The sequence below is a fragment of the Alteromonas profundi genome (assembly GCF_010500865.1).
In the GTDB taxonomy this organism is placed as follows: Bacteria; Pseudomonadota; Gammaproteobacteria; order Enterobacterales; family Alteromonadaceae; genus Alteromonas; species Alteromonas profundi.
The window spans coordinates 132,510-157,543 of the sequence record NZ_JAAAWN010000004.1; the positions used below are offsets into that span (position 1 = coordinate 132,510).

The following is a 25,034-nucleotide window of genomic DNA, read 5'->3' on the forward strand; positions in this document are numbered from 1 at the left end:
TACGGCCAGTATGCAAGGCCATAAACCGTAAGTGTATCTTTGCTATACAATAGCGCGCGTTAGTCACTATCTACCGATAACGCAGCGGCTTCTAAGGGGGTAATTTGCATGGCTTGCCACCAGCTATCATCGGCAATAATTTCGCCATTTTCAGCTAACGGTGGATACGCAATGCCTTTGCGTTGGCATAGTTTAAACAGCCTTGGATAGCCATTTTCAAAAGAAAGAGCTTGGCATTCCTGTTCAGGTAAGTGCTGCTTGTCGTACATACCCGCAATAGTGCGCTGACGTTGGGCTTCGTAAAGCACCAGTGCTGCGGCTACTGACACATTGAGTGACTGCACCATGCCCATCATGGGAATAACAATATCCTGATCGGCCAACGCTTTGGCTTTATCAGTCGCACCGTACTTTTCTTGCCCAAACAAAATGGCAGTGGGCTTGGTGTAGTCTACGTCACGAAAGTCGATGGCGCTTGGCGACAAGTGGGTTACTAGCACTTGCATGCCCTGCCCCTTTAGCGTGGCCATAGCATCATCAATGGTGTCGTGATTAGTTTGCCGTACCCAATTTTGGCTGCCCATGGCAGTTCCGCGGCGAAACTGGTATTTTTCCTCCCAAACCGTATGCACCCGATGAATACCTACGGCATCACAAGTACGTACTACGGCGGAAACATTATGGGGTTTGTGGACGTTCTCTAGGCAAACCGTAAGGTCGGTTTGCCGTCTTGCCAACACATTACGAATACGTTGGTAGCGCTCCGGCGACATGAATAACTTACTCCGGAAGTTCCATTACACCATCAATTTCAATTTGCGCACCCTTAGGTAGCGCAGACACTTGTACTGCTGCGCGTGCAGGGTACGGCTGGGTAAAGTAACGGCTCATTATTTCATTTACCGTGGCAAAGTGGCTTAAATCGATAAGGAAGATATTCACTTTAACCAAGTCGTTGGTTTTTCCGCCTGCGGCTTCGCACACAGCTTTAAGGTTTTCAAAAACCTGCACCGCTTGCTCAGAAAAGTCTTCAGATACCATTTCCATGGTATCGGGCACCAATGGAATTTGGCCTGATAAATACACGGTTGTACCGGCTTTTACTGCTTGACTATAAGTACCAATGGCAGCAGGTGCCTGTGTGGTCTGAATGATAGACTTAGACATAATGTATCCTAAAATAAATGAGTTTAGTGTCGAGACTGACTGTGACGAGACACTTTTTGAACTTCTGGCATAGTACGTATTTTCTTCATCACTCGCGCTAAATGCACGCGATTGTGCGTGGTCAACTCTAGGTCGATAAAGTAAATATTACTTTCCTTCTCTTCGGTTTGTAGCCCAATGATATTGGAGTCACATCCCGCGATGGTATTAGTTAGGGTGGCAAGCGTGCCTTGGTGATTGATGAGCTCAATACGCAGCGACGCTTTAAATTCACCTTGTGGCTCTTCATCCCAACGCATGGGCAATACACGTTGCGGCTCTTCTCTGGAGAGCTTGCGAATATTGTTACAACCTGTTTGGTGAATGGTCATGCCTCGGCCTGGGCTAAGCACTGCTACTATTTCATCGTCAGGAATAGGATGACAACAACGGGCGTAATGAACCAATAAACCTTCGGTTCCCCGAATAGCTACATTACCTTTCTTATCGGGTAAGTCGGTGGATTCACCCAACAAACGGCGCGCTACGATAGCGCTTAATTCGTTGCCTAAACCTATATCAATAAGCAAAGAATCAAAGTCTTTGTGCTTCGTTTCGGCCACTACCCGCGCTATATCTTCGCTTGGAATATCATCCAGTTTAACCGCACCTAATGCGTGGCGTAGTAAACGGTTACCCATGTTCACAGCTTCTTGCGAATGCTGTTTTCGCAAGTATTGACGAATGCGGGTACGGGCGCGGGCACTTACTACAAAGTTAAGCCAGTTGGCGTTAGGCTTAGCTCTTGGCGACGTGATAATTTCAACGGTTTGACCGTTTTGTAGCGGCTTACTTAAGCTATAGTTGCGACGCTCAACACGTACCCCTACACAAGTATTCCCAACATCAGAATGCACCGCGTAGGCAAAATCTACCGCGGTAGCGCCCATAGGCAACTCAATAATACGCCCATCGGGGGTAAACACATAGATTTCATCTGGAAACAAATCAGTTTTCACCGATTCAATAAATTCAAATGAAGAACTGGCCGACTGTTGTAGCTCAAGCAACGACTGCATCCACTTGCGCGCTCGCAATTGAGCGGTAGTACCACTGTCTCCTGGCTCTTTATAAAGCCAGTGTGCTGCCACGCCTTTGTCCGCCATCTGATCCATTTCTTGGGTACGAATTTGAATTTCTACCGGAATACCATGGGGGCCAATTAATGACGTATGCAACGATTGATAGCCATTGGTTCGAGGAATAGCGATGTAATCTTTAAAGCGGTTTTCAATGGGCTTATACAAGCCATGCATCGCGCCAAGCGATCGGTAGCAGTTATCTACGCTATCAACCACAATACGAAACGCATAAATGTCCATAACTTCGTTGAACATTAGCTCTTTGTTTTTCATTTTGCGGTAAATGGAATATAAGTGCTTTTCGCGCCCTAGCACATTAGAGGATATTTGATATGCCCCTAAACGGGTTTCCAATTCGTCGCGTATGTTTTCGATAATCTCTTTACGATTACCGCGAGCCTGACGTACCGCCGATTTCAGCGCCCGGTGACGCATGGGGTACATAGCCTGAAAGCCTAAGTCTTCAAGCTCATTTTTAATATCGTGAATACCCAAACGGTGGGCAATAGGCGAATAGATTTCAAGGGTTTCTAAGGCAATACGGCGGCGCTTATCGGGGCGCAACGAGCCGAGGGTACGCATATTGTGGGTGCGATCAGCTAATTTGATCAAAATAACCCGAATATCCTGTACCATCGCCATCATCATTTTGCGAAAGTTTTCGGCTTGCGCTTCTTGCTTGCTACTAAACGCAATTTTTTCCAGCTTACTAACACCCTCAACTAACTCGGCAACGGTATTACCAAAAGCATCAGCGAGGTCTTCTTGGCTGTAATGGGTATCTTCAATAACATCATGTAACAACGCTGCCATAAGCGTTTCATGGTCAAGGTGCATATCAGCCAGAATACCGGCAACAGCCACAGGATGTGTAATGTATGGGTCGCCACTTGAACGCATTTGCCCATCGTGGGCTTCTTGCGCCAATACAAAGGCGTCTTGCACTAGCTGAACGCGATCAGCTGGCAAATACTCTGCTACCTTCTGTTTTAAGCCTTCAAACAAATACACGACTTAATGCAACCCCTGAAAATCAATACACTGTTAAGAATACGTAGAATACACCCACAAGCCAATACTCAAAAAGCAAAACGCCAGCGCTTTTTTCAAAGCACTGGCGCCTAGTATCAGCTAATTAGCCCAATATGGGAATTACTGATCAGAAAGAATGTTTGCAACAGACGCGAATTCAGCGTGCTCAGCTTGTTCTTGATCGCGAATTTGATCTTGTTCTAACGTGCTTGCTGTTACTAGGCCTTCTTCGATTTCACGAAGGGCAGTTACCGTTGGCTTGTCGTTTTGCACGTCAACCATGGGATCTTTACCTTCGGTGGCAATTTGACGCGCACGACGGGCAGCTACCAAAACCAAATCAAAGCGGTTACCAATTTTATCTACGGCATCTTCTACGGTTACGCGAGCCATGTATTTCTCCGAAAATTAGGTTGAACAAGTAATTCAAAAAACGGCCGCGTAGTATACACATTTGTGGGCCGCGATCCTAGCGCTTTTGTGCGTTTTTAGCGCAACAATTGTTTACGCTATTATTAGCAGGTGCGATCAAGGTTATTGATAGCATTCTATTGTACAGATTATGCCATACCAAGCAATTCATCTAATAGCTTTGGATAACGCATTTGCTGCTTTCCCGTACGCAAACGCTGCGCTTTTACTACCGCTTCTAGATCGTGCAGCGCAGTAGTGAAATGATCGTTAACGATCACATAGTCGAATTCATTAAAATGCGACATTTCATCTACCGCTTGTTTCATTCTACCGGCAATAACGGCTTCGCTGTCTTGACCACGATGATTCAACCGTTGCTCTAACACATCAATAGAAGGCGGCAGAATAAAAATACCGCATGTATCAGGCATAAGTTTTTTAACCTGGCGAGCGCCTTGCCAATCAATATCTAAGAAAACATCAATGCCCCGGTGCAAGGTGTTCTCAATAGTCACCCGTGACGTCCCGTAATAATTACCAAATACTTCTGCCCATTCGAAGAATACCCCTTGTTCAATGAGCGACTCAAATTGCTTACGACTCACAAAGTGATAATGTTCGCCATCTACCTCGCCCGGACGTGGATCTCGTGTGGTATGTGACACCGAGACCTGCATAGGATGACCGGTGTCACCGCTATACTTTTCCATTAGCGCTTTGATTAAACTTGATTTTCCTGCACCCGATGGCGCAGCTAATATGAATAGATTACCGAGTAGTGAAGACATGGCTATATTAAATTAAAGTCAAAAGATGGTGATTTCAGACAGCAATGATAGCATATTGGTACATGAAGCCGTAGTGGCAAAAAGTAGGTATTCTAGGTGTAAGGATTAGCGCGGCCCCTTGGTTAATTTAGTTAGGTAAAGTTAGGCGTTGCTGGTTAATACTGCCCTTGATAGCAGAAAAGATAATACCCATCGATATTTTCGCAAAGCAGGGAGCCTTTGCCGATAGCAACATAACCTAATATAGGAAGATATTCATGACTCAGCAACTTCTGCCATACGTAGAAAGCAACCCTTCATCTACGCCAGATGCCTGTGTTATCTGGTTACACGGGTTAGGCGACTCGGGGCATGGTTTTGCGCCCATTGTGCCTGAACTTAAGCTACCTGATAGTATGGCGGTGAAATTTATTTTCCCTCATGCCCCAGAGCGTCCTGTAACCATTAACGGCGGTATGCGTATGCGCTCTTGGTACGATATTAAAAGCCTCGACTTTAACAGTCGCGCCGACTTAGACGGCGTACAAACCTCGGCCTATCAGGTAGAAAGCCTTATTAATGCCCAGATAGACAGCGGTATTCCAGCCGAACGTATCGTATTAGCAGGTTTCTCACAAGGCGGCGTGGTAGCGCTGCACTTGCTTCCCCGGTTTGCGAAAAAGCTGGCGGGGGTGATGGCACTTTCAACCTATATGTGTGAGCCTACTCTGCTTAATAGTGAAGCCACTGATACAAACAAAGACACGCCTATTTTTATGGCCCATGGTGACCAAGACGAAGTGGTACCTATTTTTATGGGCAATGCGGCTTATCAAACCATGCACAGCAATGGTTTTAATGCCACATGGCAAACCTACCCTATGCAACACAATGTTTGCGTGCAAGAGTTAAACGACATCTCAGCGTGGTTACAAAAGGTGCTCGGCTAGTACCATTTAGATATACTGTGTTTTCACAACGTTTAAACTTAAGAATGAATACGCCACGGTAACCGCACGCTTCATTCTTATTATCGCTAGGACCATCATGATACAAGCAGATATTTCCAGAACCATTCGAATAGCTACCCGTAAAAGTGCCTTAGCGCTATGGCAGGCTGAATACGTAAAAGCCAAACTGCTTGAGCACCACCCTACGCTTGCCGTAGAGCTTGTGCCTATGAGTACCCAAGGAGATAGAATTCTTGATACTCCCTTAGCAAAAATTGGTGGTAAAGGGCTATTTATCAAAGAATTGGAAGTGGCCATGCTGGAGGGTCGCGCCGATATCGCGGTGCATTCAATGAAAGATGTGCCGGTAGCCTTCCCTGAAGGTTTTGGCCTTCACGCCATATGCGTACGTGAAAACCCTTTCGATGCGTTTGTATCTAATAACTATGACAGTCTTGACGCGTTACCCGAAGGTGCGGTGGTAGGTACTTCGAGTTTGCGTCGTCAGTGTCAAATTAAAAAGCATCGTCCAGATTTGGTCATTACCGACCTACGGGGTAATGTAAATACACGTTTAGCCAAATTAGATGCGGGTAATTACGATGCGATTATTCTTGCCTCTGCAGGCCTTATTCGTTTAGGTATGGAAGAGCGAATTCGCATGCCACTGCCGCCTGAAGTATCACTACCTGCGGTAGGACAAGGTGCCGTGGGTATTGAATGTCGTAACGATGACAGCGAACTTATTGCCCTGTTACAGGCACTAAACCATGACGATACTAAGACGCGAGTAACCGCAGAGCGTGCCATGAATGAACGTCTTGAAGGAGGGTGTCAGGTGCCCATTGGCAGTTTTGCTACCCTTGATGGCGACGCCCTTACCCTAACCGGCATGGTAGGGAAAACCGATGGTTCTACCTTGCTGTTCGCCTCAGCTACAGGGCCTGCTGACACCGCTGCCAGCATAGGCGTAGAGGTGGCAGAGTCGCTGCTTGCCCAAGGCGCAGGGGAAATTTTACAAGCATTGCATCAAGACGCTGAATAACGACGAGCGCGAAGATGTTTCTACTTACTCGCCCGTTACCTAAACTCAATACCAGCACGCAGGCGTTTTTAGACGCCGGTATTAATGTAACGGGTGTGGCTACCTCTGATATTCACTATCATGAACATGCCTGTGAGCAAGTGATTGAACGACTTCTTTCGCGGCCTGTAGACGCTATTATCGTTACCAGTGTTTACGCTGTGCCTGCTTGTATAAAAAGCTTAAAAACCACGAACAAAGCCCCCACAGTTTTTGCGGTAGGAACGACTACCGCTGCCTTGCTAAACGAAGCCTTTCCTTCGCTAAGGGTTCTTACGCCTTCGCAACATACGTCCGAAGGTATACTAGCCATGCACCAAGTTAATGAGGCAAACTGTAAAGAAGTCGTTATTATTAAAGGGGAAGGTGGTAGAAACACGTTGCAGTATACTTTAGAGAAAAACGGTAAAACCGTTACCCCTTTTTGTGTGTATAAACGCAAACAGCTTGCCACCCCAGTCTATACAAAAAACTGGAAATTAGAAGATGTTAGCGGCATTATCGCTACAAGTGAGAATATGGCTATGCAGTTAATAGCAAGCCATTCGACACATATATTAACGTTACCATGGGTAACGGTGAGTGAACGCATAGCACGCACGCTAAAAAACTATAATGTAGCAAATGTCGCTGTGTGTGAACGCGCCACCGATCAAGCGCTTATCGCATGGGTAAAGGACAACTGGGAGTATTAAATGGCCGACCATAATGACAAGGATCCCTTAGAGGGTGAAGTAATTAGCGTGGAACCGGAGTCACAATCGACCTCGGCAGAGGAACCCTCGCACTCTCAGACTAAACCCAAAGAGGCCAAAAAGTCGAAAGGTAAAGGAACTGGCCTACTGTGGTTTGTGGTAATTGTTCTATTTTTACTGATTATTGGCGTAATAGGTGCGGGTTACTGGTATTACACGCAACAGCAATCCAATAGTGAAGCCTTCGTCTCGCAGCAACAGCAAACCACCAGCACCATCGAATCGTTAAGTAATGAACGCAGCGAACTAAACGCCGAGCTTAGCCGTCTTGCCAGCACAAATAAGCAACTTGAAAGCACCATTAAGCAGCTAGATACCGCTTATGAAGAGCTACAACAGAAAAATACAGCCCTTGCCCAGCAATCACAAGCCACGGTAGAGCAGTTAAATAACATGAAGGGGCGTCGCCCAGCCGACTGGCTTATTGCTGAAGCCGACTATTTAGTGCGTATGGCGGGGCGTAAATTGTGGTTAGAACAAGACGTTCGTACTGCAATTTTACTATTAGTAAACGCCGATAAGCGTTTACAGTCATTGGCCGACCCGTCGGTGGTTCCGGTACGCGCATCGTTGGCAGAAGATATTCAAACCCTTCAACAACTAAACCCTGTTTCCCCCACCTCTGTTGCGCTGGCAATAACGGGTATGTTGGCACAAATAGATAAATTACCTCTTAACACCTTTGAAAAGCCGATAGATACCGATGTAAAGAGTACTGAATTATCAGAGTCGCCCGATGATTGGAAAGAGAACCTTAGCAAGGTATGGAATTCTATTGTTGACGGATTTTTATCCGTAAAAACCATTGAAGGGCCGATTGAACCGGTAATGTCATTAGAAGCGCAATTTTTAGCCAAAGAACAACTACGTTTACAGCTTATGCACGCGCAGTCGGCAGCTCTACAAGGTGAAAAAGGGTTTTACGAGCAAACGCTTAAGTATGCAATTGAGCTTTTAGGCAATAATTTTGATAGTGAATCTGCGCCGGTGAAGGGCTTTACCCAAGCACTGGAAAACTTACTTGAAACCGATATCTCACGCCCTATTCCAAGCGAGCTTACGTCGCAAAAGCCACTAGAAAGGTTGCTTGATACGCGGGTTAAACAAGCATTCGGACAGGGAGCAAGCGCATTATGAAATGGTTAGTCATTGCCCTTGCGGTACTGGCCGCGTCTATTATTGCGCTAGTGGTGGGCCCCATGATTATGGGCGACACGGGTTATGTACTAATTTCTTTGGGCAGTACAGCCATTGAAATGAGCATAATTAGTTTTGCCATTATTGTTATTTGCGCCCTGGTAGCTTGGTACATTATCTCCCATTTTGTGCTCTGGGCTATTAGCCTGCTAACCGGCTCTCACCGCTGGTTTGGTGCATTAGGCGAACGCCGACGTAAACGGGCCTTTTACCAAGGTTTACAGGCGTTAGCAGCCGGCGATTTAGATACAGCGAAAAAACAATTAAGCCACACAACCAAAGGCGACTTTGATGGGGTGAATTACTTAGCTAGCGCGCAAATTGCCACGCACAAAGGCGATGTGCAAAAAGCCCATTATTTTCTTTTGCAGGCCGCTGATTATGACAACGCAAAGGTAGCAGCTACAATAATGATGGCGCGCAACGAGGCGGCCCAAGGTAATAACGAAGCGGCGCTTGAAACCCTAAACGGTTTGTCTGAAGAGGACGCCCGTCACCCTCAGGTTATCAAATTAAAAGCAGCGCTATTGGCAGAACTAGGTCAATGGAACAGCTTAGAACAAAACCTAAGCAGCTGGCGTAAATCTCTATCGAAGAAAAACTACACCCTTTGGTCTCAGCGCATTGCTAAAGGTAAGTTTGCAGAAATTGCCAGTAAACAAGGCGCAGCCGAACTTAAAAATTATTGGGAAAACTTGCCCCGTAAAATGCGCCACGACGATGCGTACCGAGGTGCCTATGTTCAGCAATTGCTAGAACAAGGCATGCATACCGATGCGCAAGGGGCATTAGTAGAGTGGCAAAAACGGGGGCCTAACCCTGTACTCTTCCCCTTGTTTAAACAGCTTAATTTGGCCAATGCCGCAGCGAGTATTCAACTACTGGAAAGCTGGATTAAACAAGATAACGAGAACCCAGAACTGTATTCAACCTTAGGCCATGTAGCTCACCATAGTGGTGACGATGTATTGGCGGAAAAGGCGTTACTTAAAGCCACTAAACTAAGCGCGAATAAAGAAGATTTAATGTTACTTGCTACCATTAGCGAACGTAAACACGACACCACTGCCGCGCTGCAGTACTTTAAAGAAGGTCAGCAAGCTACCCACTAACTCGCTCTAAATCGCGATTTACAGGCCTTGTAATCTTCATAAAGAAAGCGCTATAGTAATTAACAGTTACTTGTCGGAGTGCTTCACTGGATACCCAGTAAGCTGAGACCACGAAAGTGGGATCCGTTGAACCTGATCAGGCTAATACCTGCGAAGGGAACAAGAAAATATGTTGTGCTCTTTACCCAAATTTACACCTATTGGTATATTTCTATAGCGTGTATCTTTTGAGTAAGTCCTTCGTTGCACCTCATATTCTTCATCACTCCTGACAAGCATTTTAATAAACGCCAACATATAAAGGCCAAAATGCTATGTCGACACGACGCCAACAACGCGAGCAAGCGCAACAATTTATCAATCAACTTTCTGGAGAAGCGTTCCCTAACGCCACTCGTCACTACGAAATCGGTAGCCGCGATGACATAAAGGTAGCCATGCGCCTTATTCATCAACACGATAGTTTAGTAGGAGGAAGTGAAGAAAACCCGCTGTTTGAACCTAACCCGCCAATCCCTGTTTATGATACGTCAGGCCCCTATGGCGACCCTGAGCAAACTATTGATGTTCATAAAGGTCTTGCACCTTTACGCAATGCGTGGATAAACCAGCGCAACGATACCCAAGAACTGCCTGGGGTAACTTCTACCTTTGCCCAAGCACGTGAAAACGATATTTTCACTGAAGACTTTCGTTTTGTTCGCGCCGCAAAACCTAAAAAAGCAAAAGCAGGAAAAACGGTAACCCAGCTACATTATGCCCGCCAGGGTATTGTTACCCCTGAAATGGAATATATAGCCATTCGCGAAAATATGGGCCGCCAGTTGGTACAAGATGAGGTACTTACGCAACAGCATAATGGCCAACATTTTGGGGCTAACCTTCCTTCCACCATTACCCCAGAATTTGTGCGCCAAGAAGTGGCGGCTGGCCGCGCTATTATCCCCTGCAACATTAACCACCCTGAGCTTGAACCTATGATTATTGGGCGGAATTTTCTGGTGAAAATAAACGCCAATATTGGTAATTCAGCGGTTACCTCATCGATTGAGGAAGAAGTAGAAAAGCTTGTATGGTCCACGCGTTGGGGCGCAGACACTATTATGGATCTGTCTACCGGCCGTAATATTCACGAAACCCGAGAGTGGTTGCTGCGCAATAGCCCAGTGCCGTTAGGCACGGTGCCTATTTACCAAGCGTTGGAGAAGGTAAACGGCGTGGCCGAAGCGCTAACGTGGGAGATATTTAAAGACACCCTCATTGAGCAAGCAGAACAAGGGGTCGATTACTTCACCATACACGCGGGCGTTTTGCTGGAATATGTCCCACTGACAGCTAATCGTGTTACCGGTATTGTGTCGCGGGGTGGGTCTATTATGGCCAAATGGTGCTTAAGTCACCACCAGCAAAGCTTCCTGTATCAGCACTTTGGTGAAATTTGCGAAATTTGTGCGCAGTACGATGTATCTTTATCGTTAGGTGATGGCCTTCGACCGGGCAGCGTAGCAGATGCTAACGACGAAGCGCAATTTGCCGAACTGCGTACACTTGGCGAGCTTACCAAAATTGCTTGGAAATACGATGTTCAGGTAATGATTGAAGGCCCAGGCCATGTGCCAATGCATATGATAAAGGCCAATATGGAAGAGCAGCTCACTCACTGTCATGAAGCGCCTTTTTATACCTTAGGCCCATTAACCACCGATATAGCACCTGGATATGATCATTTTACTTCGGGAATTGGCGCAGCCATGATTGGCTGGTACGGCTGTGCCATGCTTTGCTATGTCACACCTAAAGAACATTTGGGCTTACCCAATAAAGAAGACGTCAAGCAAGGCTTAATTACCTATAAAATTGCCGCCCATGCCGCTGATTTAGCAAAAGGTCACCCGGGCGCGCAAATACGCGACAATGCTATGTCTAAAGCGCGCTTTGAATTTAGATGGGAAGACCAATTTAACCTTGCATTAGACCCCCATACGGCCAGAGCCTATCATGATGAAACGCTGCCGCAGGCGTCTGGCAAAGTAGCCCACTTCTGCTCTATGTGCGGGCCTAAGTTTTGTTCCATGAAAATATCTCAGGAAGTACGAGACGTAGCAAGGCAAACACAATTGCAGCAACAGGCTGAAGGCATGCAAGATATGGCAAAGGCCTTTAATCAAACCGGCGCAGAGCTTTATCACAGCGCAGACCGTAAAGTAGAGCTGCCATGACACAACAGAGAGTTTGGTGTATTGGTGGGCTAGACACCAGCGGAGGCGCGGGCATTACCCGCGACCTTATTACCCTTGCCGATCTTGGTGTACACGGCTGCGCAATAAGCACTCAGGTGGCGGCGCAAACAAGTTCCGCCTTATTGTGCACGCAGCCTACATCGGCAAGTAACCTTAATGAACAATGGCAAGCCCTAGCCAGTGAAGATATGCCCGGGGCTATCAAGATTGGCGCCATAGCCAATGATGAACAAGCCTTGGTGCTCTGCGCCCGCCTGCAGACCCTGCCTAAACCCAAGCCTTTTGTAGTGTGGGACCCAGTATTAACAACCTCAAGCGGTGGTACGCTTAGTGTTTTAAGCAGTAATAGTATTCGCGCACTACTGGCACATGTGGACCTTATTACCCCTAATACTGATGAGCTAGGCGTGCTTACTGGCCTAACAGTTGACAGTGAGGAGGTTTTTTCGCTTGCGCTGGAGGCGCTGCTTTCACTTGGTGCTAAGGCTATCTTTGCCAAAGGTGGACACGCAAAATGGCAGCATGAAGCGACTGACACCTATATTAGTGCAGATACCCGTATTACCTTTAGCCAACCGCGCGATTTGGCGGGGGCATTACGCGGCACCGGCTGCATGCTTGCCAGCGCACTATGTGCGTTTTGGGTTAAAGACTATGCTATTGCCGATGCGCTAACCCTTGCGAATGCGTATTTAAAACAAGTAAGGGCGGCAGCGTTTGCAACCGCCCTAGCTGCATCTAATAAAAAGCAACATTCAGCCCAGTCGCGGCACTGTGGTTCACGCAAAATTGCGATGGCTCCAGCAGTAGGCTTTCCTAGCGTCCCTTCTGATTTTCCTTCGGTATGCTTTGGCGAGAACGACCCAGTATCTCTTCGCAAGGCCGTATCGCCTTGCGATGTCCTGCCTCGTTGCGATGTCCTGTCTCGTTGCGCCCCCGCCCCCTTCCCTGCTTTATATGCGCCCGGGCACCCCCGTAGCGACCTTGGCATCTACCCTGTGGTAGAGGATGCTGCATGGTTAACTAAGCTACTTCCTACCGGGGTTAACATAATACAGTTGCGAGTAAAAACCGGCACAAAAGAGGCTATCTCCGCACAGATTCAAAAGGCTGTAGCATTAACCAAACACAGCGATTGCAAGTTATTTATAAACGACCACTGGCAATTGGCTATTGAACATGGTGCTTATGGTGTTCACCTAGGCCAAGAAGATTTAGCGACAGCGAACCTAACCGCCATTCGTAAAGCGGGCCTTAGGCTGGGTGTCTCAACCCATGGATATGCTGAAATTCAGCGTATTAAAAGGCTAAGGCCCTCATATATTGCCTTAGGTCATATATTCCCAACCACCACTAAAACTATGCCATCTAAACCCCAAGGGGTTGAACGCCTCGGAGAATATGTTGCGCTGTGTGAGGGTATCCCCACCGTGGCTATTGGCGGTATTAATTTATCTAACGTTAAAGCCGTGGCACAAACGGGGGTAAGCAGCATTGCGGTGGTAACAGCTATCACTCAAGCGGCCAACCCCTTTAGTGCCTACTACGACCTTGCAAAGGAGGCCGGTTTTGCTAACTAAACAGGAAATTACCCGTTATAGCAGGCAATTATTAGTTGACGCTATTGATGAAGAGGGGCAGCACAACCTTACCCATGCCCATGCTGTTATTATTGGCCTTGGCGGCCTAGGTAGTCTGGCGGCTAGGTTATTGGCAGGCGCCGGCGTAGGCACCCTTACCTTAGTCGATGGCGATGTAGTGGAAATGAGTAACCTCGCCCGTCAGGTTCCCTATAACGAAATGCATTTAGGCGAGCTTAAAACCCGCGCTTTAAGCCGAGAACTTAACAAGGTTAACCCTGAGGTAACCCTTCATATAAAAAGCTTGTTTGCTGATAAAAACAACTTGCCTAGCATACTTGCCAATGCCAATTGCGTGCTTGATTGCACCGATGAGGTAAAACAAAGAAAACAGGTAAACGCGGCATGCGCGAGTAAACAGTTACCGCTTTTTATTGCAGCGGCGAGCGGGTGCACATGGCAAGCCATAAATTTATCGTTTCAGCGCCCCATAAAGGGGTGTTACGCCTGTTTAGTATCGCAAATAAAAATTCGGGATGACTGCACCACTAAGGGGGTGCTTGGCCCGGTGGTAGCCATGGCAGCCTGCCATCAAGCGACGCAAGCGTTATTGTTTTTAGCAAACAAACAACACGCCGACATTCAATGGGGGCAGTACCTGGTTTACAACGCAGTTAAACCCGCCTTGCAATCATTTTCCTTAGCGCCTTTCCCACACTGTGAGGTATGCCAATGACCTGTATTCACATAAATGTAAACAATGAAGCGTTATCATGCATTTCACCTATATCAATTAGCGAACTGGTGGCGCTAAATCACCTTGATGAAGAAGGCACCGCGATTGCTCTTAACAGCACTATTGTGAGCAAACCCTTGTGGTCGACGACGTATTTAAGCAATGGCGATCATCTTGATATTTTTACCCTAGTGGCAGGAGGCTAATATGCTGACAATTGCAAATCATCCCTTTTCATCCCGCTTATTAACGGGCTCAGGTAAATTCAGCAACGCCACCGTTATGCGCGATGCTGTGAGTGCTTCAGGTAGCGCGCTAGTGACGCTTGCAATGAAGCGCGTGGCAGCAAATCATAGCAACGATGCTACGTTGCGAGCGCTGCGAGGGTTAGATATAACACTATTACCCAACACATCAGGGGCCAAAACTGCTGAAGAAGCCGTGTTTGCTGCCGAACTGGCTTATGAAGCCATTGGCAGCCAATGGATAAAGTTGGAAATTCACCCCGAACAACGCTACTTACTGCCCGACCCTATTGAAACGCTCAAAGCGGCCGAAGCGTTAGTCAAAAAAGGCTACTACGTATTGCCTTATTGTGGTGCCGACCCTGTCTTATGTAAGCGGCTAGAAGAAGTAGGGTGTGCAGCCGTAATGCCGTTAGGTTCTCCTATTGGCAGTAACCAAGGCCTGCAAACTAAACCTTTCATTGAAATTATTGTGGAACAGTCGCACGTACCTGTCATTGTGGATGCGGGCATAGGTAAGCCTAGCGACGCTATGGCGGCCATGGAAATGGGCGTAGACGGTGTGTTGGTCAATACTGCCATTGCTACTGCAAAAGACCCTGTAACCATGGCGGGGGCATTTGCCCGCGCTGTCGAAACTGGTCGCATCGCTTATGAGGCTGGGTTAGGCACAACAAGTACCCGTGCCGCTGCAACCAGCCCGCTAACCGCCTTTTTGGAGCCCTCTTAATGCAGGTTGCTAAAGCGTTATTACAACAAGATTTATCGGATATTGCGCTAAGCGTGAACAGCAAAACGGCCAAAGACGTAGAACGCGCCCTTGCCAAAACGAGTCGCGACTTACACGATTTTATGGCGCTGATCTCTCCCGCCGCCGCGCCCTATTTAGAAGAGATGGCAGCGTTGTCACAACAGCTTACCCGCCATCGTTTCGGCAATACAATGAATTTATTTGTGCCTTTGTATTTATCCAACTTGTGCGCTAACGAATGCAGCTATTGTGGCTTTACCATGAGCAATAAAATAAAACGTACTACGCTTACAATCTCTGAAATTCAGCAAGAGATTGACGCTATTAGTGGCATGGGGTTTAGCCAAGTTTTATTGGTAACTGGTGAACACGAATCTAAAGTGGGCCTTGACTATTTTATGGCCACCTTAAAAGCTATTCGCGAACACGTAAGTTACTTAATGATGGAAGTTCAGCCGTTAAAGCAAACCGAATACGTTGCCCTTAAACAATTAGGGTTAGATGCGGTTTTAGTCTACCAAGAAACCTATTCCCCACAGCATTACGCTAAATACCATACCCGTGGCAAAAAGCAGGATTTTTTATGGCGACTAGGCACAAGTGATAGAGTGGGTGCTGCAGGTATCGATAAAATTGGTATTGGCGCGCTGCTTGGGTTGGGTAACTGGCGAGTAGACAGTGTAATGACCGCATTGCACGGCCAACTTATTCAGCAGCATTATTGGCGTAGCCGTGTGGCAATATCTTTTCCTCGCTTACGACGCTGTGAAGGTAACGACAACAACGCTTCAGCGCTTGCGTTGCCAAATGAGTCTCAATTACTTCAATTAATCTGTGCCCATCGCCTGTTTAACCCCCAGGCCGAGGTGTCGTTATCTACCCGGGAGTCGGCCCGTTTTCGCGATGGCGCGCTCTCATTAGGTGTCACTTCAATGTCGGCAGCCTCGCAAACACAACCTGGTGGTTACAGTCAGCCATCGTCGGCTCTTAACCAGTTTGATATTGACGATAATCGCCCGGTAAAAGACGTGATAAACGCCATAGAACAACAAGGGTTAGAGCCAGTATGGAAAGACTGGTTAAGGTTCCCTCACGTCGGTTAAATACCTCCATCTAAGGCAACAAACAGCATACTTCTCCACATTAGTTTTTCTAAGCGAAAATTAGAGAAAATTTGTTTTGCTTTCAGCGAAAAGCAACCGTACAATCCGGCCAAATTTTAGCCAACATAGAAATTACTTCTTTGGCTAGGGTTTGCTCCCAATTACTCTATTTTCTCATTTTTCGTTTAGTCGCTGTAAAGGAAAAACCTTGGATACCATTGAATTTATTCAAATTCGAAAGTTTATTGTTAAGCTTGGCAAAATGCTGCACAAGTACGGTACTCCTGCGTTTCGGTTAGAGGCCTACTTAACGGAAGTAGCGACTTATTTAGGGGTAAACGCATCCTTTATTTCTACCCCCACCTCCTTAACTATCGTTATCTGGAGCGATCGCCACGAAGATGAGTACAACCATGCTGCTCGCTTGCTACCCGGTGAGCTAGATATGAACGCGCTGTCGCTAACCGATGAACTGGCGAGTTCGTTATTGGCTGGCAACTTGTCGCTTAGCGAAGCCAATGCGCGTCTTGATGAAATTGACGCCATGGGAAGCCTATACGGCAAGATACCCACTGGAGCAGGCTTTGCCATGGCCACAGGCGCATTTGCCATGCTCATGGGGGCAAGCTGGTCAGAAATTGGTTGGTCGAGCGCACTTGGGTTATTAGCCTATGTATGGACACTGTGGTCTGAGCGTTCTAAACGCGTGCAGTTAATGTTAGAACCCATGACAGCGTTTATCGCTGGGCTCTTGGCCTGTGCCATTGGCAGCTATGTAGACCCAGGCATTAATATTCCCTTAGTTGTACTCTCCTCGGTAATTGTGTTCGTGCCCGGATTAGCATTAACCATGGGGTTAGCCGAGTTATCATCACGCAATATGGTATCGGGCACGGCGCGCACCATGGACGCTATCATGCAGTTGTTTAAGCTCTATTTTGGCGCCTTTTTGGGGGTGTCTGCAGGGTTTAGTTTATTTGGCGAAAACGTGTATACGCCGGCAGCATCGTTACCCTACTGGGCAACCTGGCTGTCAGTGTTACTATTATGTATTGCCCTAGTGGCTATTTTTCGCACCCGCGCTAAGCATATTCCGTGGGCGCTGGCCGCCGCCTTTATCGCCTATAGTGCTACTGCATGGAGCTCAGATTATATGAGCCCCGGCCTAGGGGCGTTCGTGGGAGCATTTGCGCTGGGGATATTCGCCAATGCTTTTACCCGTATAGTGCATCAGCCCGCAACCATAGTGGCTATGCACGGGCTTATCGTATTGGTACCCGGGTCTAAAACCTACATTGGGCTAAACTCGTTTATGACGGGGCAAGACTTTGTTCAAGCCGACCATTTAGGGCAAGAGGTATTTCTCATCTTCATGTCACTAGTGGCAGGATTAATTTTTGCCAACGTGGTTATGCCCACCAAAAAAGCGCTGTAAATAGCGCTATTTAAGAAGCTTAATTAATGCGCGGCCAAGGCGCGCATTAAGTGCTCCGGCGGCAATAGCTTCGGCAGAATTTTCCATAAATTTTGCCGATAGGCTGCCCCCAATTTGATTAGCAACTTCATCGGTGGCTAAGTCGAAAACCCCTTGGGCCGCAATATTTTGCGCAAGTACTTTTAATAACTTCCAGTTACCTGCCGTGCTGGGCCGTAAACCATATACCCTTGCCATGCGGCGAATAGTACGAAAACTTATCCATACAACGGCAAACGTTTGAATAAGATTATTGGGGCTAATAAAGGCTAAACTTCCTGCCGTTATCGACTCTTTATTAAGCACTTTATGGGCTTTTTCTTGTACCGGTGAAAGCACGGTATCTTCATATAGCCCCAGCCGTTCACTGGCGCTCATATCGTTTTGCAATGCACTTTGGTAACGTTTAAAGCATTGGGCAGCATAAGACCCTTTTGAGAAACGACTGCCATGGGTGGCTAAAACGTTTGTCACCGTATCCACACGTAAATCGCTGCGTTTGCGGGCATCGTGCTTATCCTGTAAAAGTTCACGAATAGTGCATGCATCATCCATGGCTGTATTCACTTGTTTATAACCACGCCACTCTCGAAAACTTAAGTAGCTGAAACTTGCTACAAAGCCAGCCAGCACAGTGCCTACTAACGCCGTACCTATGGGGTGCTCAGTCATATTGGCCGTGAGTGTGGTATAAGCTTCAAATACAAAGAAACCAAGCACCGAAAGTACACCTAACCCTAAGGTAGCCACGCCCAGTGACATGCCTCCCTTTTCCGCATCAACTTGCCAGGCGTCAGACTCTACCTGAGCAGGTAGTTTGGTCGTTGGTGGCTCCACATCTAAGGTTTGGGTGTTTATCTTGGTACGATATGCAGGCCCTTCTGTTGCTGTTTCTGGGCTATCGGGTGCCTGCGTGTTATGCGCTTGGGCTGTAGGGTTGGGGTTGTTCATATTCATTCTCCTTTACCCAATAAAAACTGTAGTAGTCTGTCAACGCCTTTACCGGCCAGAATACGGGCTTTGTAATCGCGAGGAACTTGCGCCTGAGGTACAGGGAAGTGCGCGCCCTCCTCCATCTCTTTAAGCGTTCTAGGTACACTCTCGAAGGTAGACTCAACGTAACGCCCTTGGCTATCGGTATAGCGAATAGCACTATCATTACTGCCGTCATCGGTAACTTGCATAGCAGACACCAAAAAATGCTCAAATTGAATGGGCTTATTATCAAACCTAGCCCGGGCACCTTCGGTAATCTGGGTTAATAGGCTGAGTAAATTATCACGCTGATTTACCGGAATAAGATCGGCTTTAGTGGCTACAAACGCCACTTTGCCTATTTGTTCTTTTTTAAGCACAGTACGGGAAAACCAACTGCTTTGCCCGTAAACAAAGGTATCGGCCAAATGGCTTAAGGTTTCTTTTAGCTGGTATAAGTGTTGTCGGCTGTGGTTTAGCCCCTCGAATAAATCTACCAAAATAATCTGCTTATCGGTTTCTTTAAAAATAGATTGTTTAAGTGGCGCTAACCATTGTTGTTGAAAGGTAACAAAGTGCGTATCAAACGCTTTGTACCAGGGATGAGACACGTCACTGGTAATGCTTGATGGTAAGGGCGTAAAGCCAAAGGCTTGCCAGTCGAAATCGCTAGAGTCGAGCAAAAAACTGCCTGGCTGTAACAGGGATATTCCCTGCTTTTTCGCGTCAATTAAGTATTGTCTGTACGCGTGTACTAACTGCTGAATACGCGCGGGACTAGGCGGTTGCTCAAAATCAAAGCTATTCACCACCTGCTTCCAGCCTTCGGCAAAGTACTGCTGCGGGCCACTGCTTAGTTGTGCCCATGCGGAATCTGACCACTGGGCATAGGTTTTACTTAGCATTGGAATATCGGTGATCCACTCGCCGGGGTAATCAATAAACTCAAAAACCACATCGGTATGCGGCATAACATGACGCTTTAATGATGCGGTTTGCTTTAGTCGAACAATTAACTTAAACCCATAGGCTTCTTCGGTGGCGGCGGGCCACTGGCCGCGCTCAAGAGCGGCTAAATTATCTAGCTGCGGAAATGCTTTATACCCTTCAATAGGGGCCACACGAATATCGAGAACTTGAGAGGGCGGTAAATAACGCAGCAAAGGTAAACACGCATAACCTTCTTCACTTCTACTTTTTAGCATAGTAACTAAGCTGGTAAAAAGCATCGACTTACCGCTACGGCTTAACCCAGTAATGGTAAACCTATGGGTTTCTTTGCTAAATACATCCGCTAACTTGTCGCTAGTTAGCGACGCAGCAGCTAGGGTCTTATCTAATAAAGCGGCGATATTCTTTTGCATAGTGTTGCGTTTACGTCCTTTTCTCTAGCTATAGGTGCGGGGTTAACACACCAGGCCTACCTTATAGATACCGCGCTACATGCGCGGCAATCGAAGGCGTACTGGCCCCACGGCACAAAACAAAAAAGGCAAGGTTCACCTAGTTCGACACACATAGCGTTAGAGGTAATTAACAAGCATAAGGTTAAATGTGGTTGTATCCCACGTAAAAGCAAGGGCAGTGCCATGGTTTCGCAGGCTATACAGTTATTTTGTGCCGCTAAAAACTAGTGCTCTTGGGTTAAGCCGAACAGTTTTTTCTTAATACGGTTTTTACTGGAGTGCCAGTGGTTCTTAGGCTTGCGCGGTGCGTTGTGAATAACATGGTCAAAATCAATAGCATCTTTGGCGGTGGGCGGAACATGGGCACAAAAGAATGTTTCAATTTGTGACTGCGCCAGCTTTTTTAGGCTTTCTCGGTATTGATTGGGGTGACACAAGGGATAAGGAGGAACGAGCTTTCCCTTCACTTGCACCAAAACATCGGCGATATACGCCTGCTTTGACGGTACATGTACAACCGAAAGGTCGTGATCGGTATGCCCCGGCGTGTACAGCACTTGCCAATCGTTAAAGATAGGCAAGCGTTGATTGTCGCAAACCAATATATCCGCCGACAATATTGGGTTATACCATAGCGGTACCCGTGGCTTACCTATTCGCTTTGCCACCCACCGGGTGAGTAATACATCTATTGAGTGAGCGGTGCGTCCCGCCAGCCCTTTATACCAATTCGATGCTTTAGGGTGTGCCGCTACTTTCGCGCCAGTACGCGCACGTAGACGCATGGCTCCACCGGCATGATCGGGATGCATGTGGGTAACCACAATAAGTTTTAAGTCGCTAATGGCGCGGCCTAAGGTATGACTGATATAGTGACACACATTGTCAACATCGGCGCGGCTGCAGCCATCTAGTAGCAGCAACCCTTGACTATCTTCTACCAAATAGATGTTTTGAATATACCCCGACAGCTTGTGTACTTTCATAAATCACTCAATTGTTAGCGATTTGTTATATTAGCAAAGCCTATCTGGTTAGACCAGAGTCAGAAAACAGCTGCTGTATAAGTGATTTCAACCACATAAGCCCAGGTTCACCCTCCTGCTGACTATGCCAATACAGGTGAGTTTCCAGTATCGGTAAGCTAAAGGGCAGAGCCGTTGACACCAAGGTGTCATCGGCAATAGCGTGGGCCACCGAACCCGGGAGGGTGAGTATCGCACCGGTGGACGCTACCACATCAGCGGCAGCACGATAGCTTTGACAACGCCATACCGAAGGCCTATCCACGCCTAACTGCTGAAGGGCAATCTCTTCCACCGAAGCCCCTTTAGCCCGATTAGAAACAGTAATATGTCGGGCGGCCAGATAAGCCTCTTTGTCTAAGCGGTTCACCAACGGGCTGTCTTGCTTCATCAATACGCAATAATTGTCTTTGCGTAATAAGCAGTGAGAAACGGGATGCGCCACTGCGCGACCAATATCTACCACTAAATGAAGATGACGATTACTTAGCGCGGTTTCCATGGTGTCTCGCTGTAACCGAGTACTTACTAACTCAAGGTTTGGCGCGGCCTGCTCTAGGGTAGATAACAAGGTGGGTAACACGGCCAACTCTAACGACTCTTGCATGGCGATGACAAAGCGTTGATGACTAAGCGCAGGATTAAAGTGGCTAAACTGACCTAGTGCTTTTCTAATTTCGGCTAACGCGTTAAGTATTGAGGGCGCTAAGCGTTCGCAAGCGGCAGTGGGTAACATGCTTTGGCGTTCGCGCACAAACAAAGGATCGCCGAGCACATCTCGAAACCGGCGCATAGCGTGGCTAACTGCAGAGGGTGTAATATGTAAGGCCTCAGCTACCCGCGTCATATTGCGATGTAACCACAACGCCTCAAACACCTTTAGTAAGTTTAAATCTAACTTTTCAAATTGCCGATTATCGGGCATACGGGTTGTCCTCTTAAGCTACGGGGTAGCCATGTCAGCACTATGAACAGTATTCACACAATACTTGGATTATATTTCATTTCATTCATTTGTCATTGTTAACTATGCTTTAGCAATAACCTTTTGCACAAATTAAAAGCGAGATCTCGCTTCTACCCTACGTCACCGATGAGGCTATTTATGGACTTTTCACATAACGACAAAACAAACGCATTGCTGGCAAAGCTAGACGCTTTTATTGCCGAACACATCGCGCCAATAGAAAAAGACGTGTACCGTTTTCACCATCAAGAAAATAACCACGGCGATTGGAAGAAATGGAAGTTGCACCCGGGCACTGAAGCTTTAAAAGTAAAAGCACGGGAAGCAGGACTGGCGAATTTATTTTTGCCCGACGCTGAGTTAGGTGAGGGCCTTACTACGCTGGAGTATGCCCCCATGGCAGAGCGTATGGGAAAATACCTATTTGCGCCCGAAATATTCAATTGTAATGCGCCTGATACTGGCAATATGGAAGTTTTATATCACTTTGGCAATCAAGCGCAGAAAGATCAGTGGTTAACCCCGTTACTGGCCGGGGAAATTCGCTCGGTGTTTGGAATGACAGAGCCAGACGTCGCCTCATCAGATGCCACCAATATGGCAGCCACGATTATCGAAGATGGCGATGAGGTAGTAATAAACGGTAAGAAGTGGTGGTCTACAGGCCTTGGCCACCCTAACGCCGCCTTTACTATTTTCATGGGGTTGTCTAACCCAGACAACGACAAACATAGCCGCCATAGTATGGTAATAGTGCCCTTGGACACACCGGGCGTAACCGTTAAACGTATGCTCGATGCCTATGGCGACTACGATGCCCCTTATGGCCATGGAGAAATGCATTTTGATAATGTACGGGTAAGCAAAGACAACATTATTATGGGGTTAGGCAAAGGCTTTGCCATTGCTCAAGGGCGCTTAGGCCCTGGTCGTATTCACCACTGTATGCGCGCTATTGGTATGGCGGAAAAGTCGCTTGAGCTGGCCCTTAAACGAGGCCACGAACGGGTGGCGTTTGGTAAGCCAATTATACGCTTAGGGGGCAACCTAGAGCGGGTAGCAGAGGCACGTATGGCCATTGAGCAAGCGCGTTTACTTACCCTGCATGCCGCGTGGAAAATTGATAACCTCGGCGTAAAACACGCCATGACAGAAATTTCTGCTATTAAAGTGGTAGTGCCAAATATGCTGCAAAGCGTAGTTGATATGGCATTACAACTTCACGGCGGCGCGGGCATGTGTAGTGACTTCCCTCTGGCAAGCTTTGCCGCAGGCGCACGGGCATTACGTTTAGCCGATGGCCCCGATGAAGTACATAAAGGCATGGTTTCGCGGTTAGAACTCAAAAAATACCAATAGCAGGGATATGCACGGCTGCGCTTATCCGTGTACATGGCCGTGTGTATAGCTATAACTTAACCGGGTAACGCAGCAGGGAATTGCTACCAATTTCCACAACCCAATGAATTCACAAAAATTTAACACACCGTAATTTTAAACAGCGACAACCTCTTTTTAGGTAAGGGGTTGTCCCTTGATAAACTGACCAATTAAACTTACTTGCCAGCCTATGCTGGCGCCTTTCTTTTCAGCCTGCCTGCCGCACCTAACCCACTGTCTCACCTATCTAACCCAATTGTTTTAAAGGCTTACTCAGCCAGTCGCAGCCACCTAAACACACCATTTGTTTACCTCTTTCACTTTGCGCACTCTCGTAGCCTACTCGCGTCTCTTACACTCCTAAATGGCACTAACCTTTACCCGTGCTTACCCATCTTGCAGAACAAAAGCAAACCAAAATACTAGCCAATAATTACATATTGGTTGACAAATTGGCGAGTTAATATATTGTTTAGCAATGATGATTGGTTGTAAAAAAGTTGTGGCACTCGAAAAAGAAACCTTACCATTCGACACCATAGGCTCTACACAATCGGTTACACACCTTTACCACTGGCCATGCCTCATAAAGAGGGGTGGAAAGACGCATACTCATAAAAGTATGCACAACATACTTAGGAGTTATTCATGTCAAAACCTGTAATCGGATTTATCGGCCTTGGTTTAATGGGCGGTAATATGGTGGAGAACCTGCAAAACAAAGGGTACCCACTTATTGTTATGGATTTAAATAAAGACGCGGTTGCGGCCTGTACGGCACGTGGCGCATCTGCGGCTAACTCGGCGAAAGAACTGGCTAGCGAAGCAGATATCGTAATGCTATGTCTAACCACCTCTGCCATTGTAGAAAAAGTGGTATATGGCGATGAAGGCATACTAGCAGGCATTAAAGAAGGTTCTGTGCTAATTGATTTTGGTACCTCTATCCCTGCTTCAACCCGTAAAATTGGCGCAGACTTAGCGGCAAAGGGTGTAGGCATGATTGATGCGCCACTTGGCCGCACACCGGCACATGCTAAAGACGGCTTGCTCAATATTATGGCCGCGGGCGATGAAGAAATCTTCAACAAAGTGAAGCCGGTACTTGACGATCAGGGCGAGAATGTTTTCCACCTTGGCGCATTAGGTGCAGGCCACACCACTAAGCTTATTAATAACTTCATGGGTATGACCACTGTTTGTGCTATGTCGCAAGCTTTCGCGGTAGCCGACAAAGCGGGTGTAGATCGTCAACAGTTGTTCGATATTATGTCTACCGGCCCCTCTAGCTCGCCATTCATGCAGTTTTGTAAGAACTATGCCGTTGATGGTGTAAGCGACCTCGGTTTCTCTATCGCTAACGCAAACAAAGATTTAGGTTATTTCCTTCAAATGGTAAGCGATTTAGGCACCGAGTCTAAAATTGCTGAAGGCTCATCTGCCAACCTACAAGCCGCATTTGATGCAGGTATGGGGAATGGCAATGTACCTGAGATTTTTGACTACTTTAAAAAGTTAGCTAAATAACTACAAACCCCAGATGTGATGCGCCT

General features: G+C 47.1%; 23 protein-coding genes and 1 riboswitch. Of the genes, 14 read left to right on the forward strand and 9 right to left on the reverse strand.

The window, feature by feature from the left end:
• Nucleotides 1–59: 59 nt before the first annotated feature.
• From trmH to gmk, 5 genes are all read right to left on the reverse strand, one after another.
• Nucleotides 60–773 (reverse strand): tRNA (guanosine(18)-2'-O)-methyltransferase TrmH, encoded by a 714-nt coding sequence (gene trmH, locus GTH32_RS04420; protein WP_163084032.1) that lies wholly within the window; start codon nt 771–773, stop codon nt 60–62.
• A gap of 7 nt (nt 774–780) precedes the next feature.
• Complete coding sequence (locus GTH32_RS04425; protein ID WP_163084033.1) at nt 781–1,167, reverse strand: RidA family protein; 387 nt, start codon at nt 1,165–1,167, stop codon at nt 781–783.
• A 23-nt stretch (nt 1,168–1,190) separates the two neighbouring features.
• Nucleotides 1,191–3,299: a bifunctional GTP diphosphokinase/guanosine-3',5'-bis pyrophosphate 3'-pyrophosphohydrolase gene (gene spoT / locus GTH32_RS04430; RefSeq protein WP_163084034.1), complete on the reverse strand. Its 2,109-nt coding sequence runs from the start codon at nt 3,297–3,299 to the stop codon at nt 1,191–1,193.
• 141 nt (nt 3,300–3,440) lie between these two features.
• Complete coding sequence (gene rpoZ / locus GTH32_RS04435) at nt 3,441–3,713, reverse strand: DNA-directed RNA polymerase subunit omega (protein WP_044055502.1); 273 nt, start codon at nt 3,711–3,713, stop codon at nt 3,441–3,443.
• A 167-nt stretch (nt 3,714–3,880) separates the two neighbouring features.
• Nucleotides 3,881–4,522, reverse strand: coding sequence for a guanylate kinase (gmk, locus tag GTH32_RS04440; protein ID WP_163084035.1), 642 nt, complete (start codon nt 4,520–4,522; stop codon nt 3,881–3,883).
• 257 nt (nt 4,523–4,779) lie between these two features.
• Here gmk and GTH32_RS04445 point away from each other — a divergent pair, with 257 nt between their 5' ends.
• The 12 genes from GTH32_RS04445 to GTH32_RS04500 all read left to right on the forward strand — a co-directional run bounded on the left by GTH32_RS04445 (nt 4,780) and on the right by GTH32_RS04500 (nt 17,689).
• A complete protein-coding gene (locus GTH32_RS04445; protein ID WP_163084036.1) occupies nt 4,780–5,451 on the forward strand; it encodes an alpha/beta hydrolase in 672 nt (223 codons plus the stop codon).
• 97 nt (nt 5,452–5,548) lie between these two features.
• Entirely contained in the window at nt 5,549–6,496 is a 948-nt protein-coding gene (hemC, locus tag GTH32_RS04450; RefSeq protein WP_163084037.1) for a hydroxymethylbilane synthase, read from the forward strand.
• Nucleotides 6,497–6,510: 14 nt separating this feature from the next.
• Complete coding sequence (locus GTH32_RS04455; RefSeq protein ID WP_163084038.1) at nt 6,511–7,230, forward strand: uroporphyrinogen-III synthase; 720 nt, start codon at nt 6,511–6,513, stop codon at nt 7,228–7,230.
• Nucleotides 7,231–8,427 carry a uroporphyrinogen-III C-methyltransferase gene (locus GTH32_RS04460; RefSeq protein WP_163084039.1) on the forward strand — a complete coding sequence of 399 codons (1,197 nt, stop codon included), beginning with the start codon at nt 7,231–7,233 and terminating at the stop codon, nt 8,425–8,427.
• Complete coding sequence (locus GTH32_RS04465; RefSeq protein ID WP_163084040.1) at nt 8,424–9,599, forward strand: heme biosynthesis HemY N-terminal domain-containing protein; 1,176 nt, start codon at nt 8,424–8,426, stop codon at nt 9,597–9,599. Before GTH32_RS04460 ends, GTH32_RS04465 begins: the two co-directional genes overlap by 4 nt.
• A 64-nt stretch (nt 9,600–9,663) precedes the next feature.
• Nucleotides 9,664–9,775, forward strand: a riboswitch (TPP riboswitch).
• Between the two features lie 138 nt (nt 9,776–9,913).
• Nucleotides 9,914–11,818 carry a phosphomethylpyrimidine synthase ThiC gene (gene thiC / locus GTH32_RS04470; protein ID WP_163084041.1) on the forward strand — a complete coding sequence of 635 codons (1,905 nt, stop codon included), beginning with the start codon at nt 9,914–9,916 and terminating at the stop codon, nt 11,816–11,818.
• The gene (gene thiE / locus GTH32_RS04475) at nt 11,815–13,419 is read left to right on the forward strand and encodes a thiamine phosphate synthase (protein ID WP_163084042.1); all 1,605 of its coding nucleotides are present in this window, start codon (nt 11,815–11,817) and stop codon (nt 13,417–13,419) included. Before thiC ends, thiE begins: the two co-directional genes overlap by 4 nt.
• Nucleotides 13,409–14,155, forward strand: a complete 747-nt coding sequence (locus GTH32_RS04480; RefSeq protein WP_246223136.1) for a HesA/MoeB/ThiF family protein — start codon at nt 13,409–13,411, stop codon at nt 14,153–14,155. Before thiE ends, GTH32_RS04480 begins: the two co-directional genes overlap by 11 nt.
• Nucleotides 14,152–14,361: a sulfur carrier protein ThiS gene (gene thiS, locus GTH32_RS04485; RefSeq protein WP_163084044.1), complete on the forward strand. Its 210-nt coding sequence runs from the start codon at nt 14,152–14,154 to the stop codon at nt 14,359–14,361. The genes GTH32_RS04480 and thiS overlap by 4 nt, the downstream gene beginning before the upstream one ends.
• A 1-nt stretch (nt 14,362) precedes the next feature.
• The gene (locus GTH32_RS04490; protein ID WP_163084045.1) at nt 14,363–15,130 is read left to right on the forward strand and encodes a thiazole synthase; all 768 of its coding nucleotides are present in this window, start codon (nt 14,363–14,365) and stop codon (nt 15,128–15,130) included.
• Nucleotides 15,130–16,254 carry a 2-iminoacetate synthase ThiH gene (thiH, locus tag GTH32_RS04495; protein ID WP_163084046.1) on the forward strand — a complete coding sequence of 375 codons (1,125 nt, stop codon included), beginning with the start codon at nt 15,130–15,132 and terminating at the stop codon, nt 16,252–16,254. The genes GTH32_RS04490 and thiH overlap by 1 nt, the downstream gene beginning before the upstream one ends.
• Before the next feature lie 208 nt (nt 16,255–16,462).
• A complete protein-coding gene (locus GTH32_RS04500) occupies nt 16,463–17,689 on the forward strand; it encodes a threonine/serine exporter family protein (RefSeq protein ID WP_163084047.1) in 1,227 nt (408 codons plus the stop codon).
• A gap of 6 nt (nt 17,690–17,695) precedes the next feature.
• On the opposite strand, the gene GTH32_RS04505 is transcribed toward GTH32_RS04500, so the two are convergent.
• From GTH32_RS04505 to GTH32_RS04520, 4 genes are all read right to left on the reverse strand, one after another.
• Nucleotides 17,696–18,679 carry a YcjF family protein gene (locus GTH32_RS04505; RefSeq protein WP_246223137.1) on the reverse strand — a complete coding sequence of 328 codons (984 nt, stop codon included), beginning with the start codon at nt 18,677–18,679 and terminating at the stop codon, nt 17,696–17,698.
• 2 nt (nt 18,680–18,681) lie between these two features.
• Complete coding sequence (locus tag GTH32_RS04510; RefSeq protein ID WP_163084049.1) at nt 18,682–20,067, reverse strand: YcjX family protein; 1,386 nt, start codon at nt 20,065–20,067, stop codon at nt 18,682–18,684.
• Between the two features lie 266 nt (nt 20,068–20,333).
• Nucleotides 20,334–21,095, reverse strand: a complete 762-nt coding sequence (locus GTH32_RS04515; protein ID WP_163084050.1) for an MBL fold metallo-hydrolase — start codon at nt 21,093–21,095, stop codon at nt 20,334–20,336.
• Nucleotides 21,096–21,135: 40 nt separating this feature from the next.
• Nucleotides 21,136–22,059 (reverse strand): LysR family transcriptional regulator, encoded by a 924-nt coding sequence (locus GTH32_RS04520; protein ID WP_163084051.1) that lies wholly within the window; start codon nt 22,057–22,059, stop codon nt 21,136–21,138.
• A 180-nt stretch (nt 22,060–22,239) separates the two neighbouring features.
• On the opposite strand from GTH32_RS04520, the gene GTH32_RS04525 reads away from it, so the two are divergent.
• Both GTH32_RS04525 and GTH32_RS04530 read left to right on the forward strand, forming a co-directional pair.
• On the forward strand, nt 22,240–23,460 hold the full coding sequence (locus GTH32_RS04525) for an acyl-CoA dehydrogenase family protein (RefSeq protein ID WP_163084052.1): 1,221 nt from the start codon (nt 22,240–22,242) through the stop codon (nt 23,458–23,460).
• 669 nt (nt 23,461–24,129) lie between these two features.
• Nucleotides 24,130–25,008 (forward strand): NAD(P)-dependent oxidoreductase, encoded by an 879-nt coding sequence (locus GTH32_RS04530; protein WP_163084053.1) that lies wholly within the window; start codon nt 24,130–24,132, stop codon nt 25,006–25,008.
• Nucleotides 25,009–25,034: the final 26 nt, after the last annotated feature.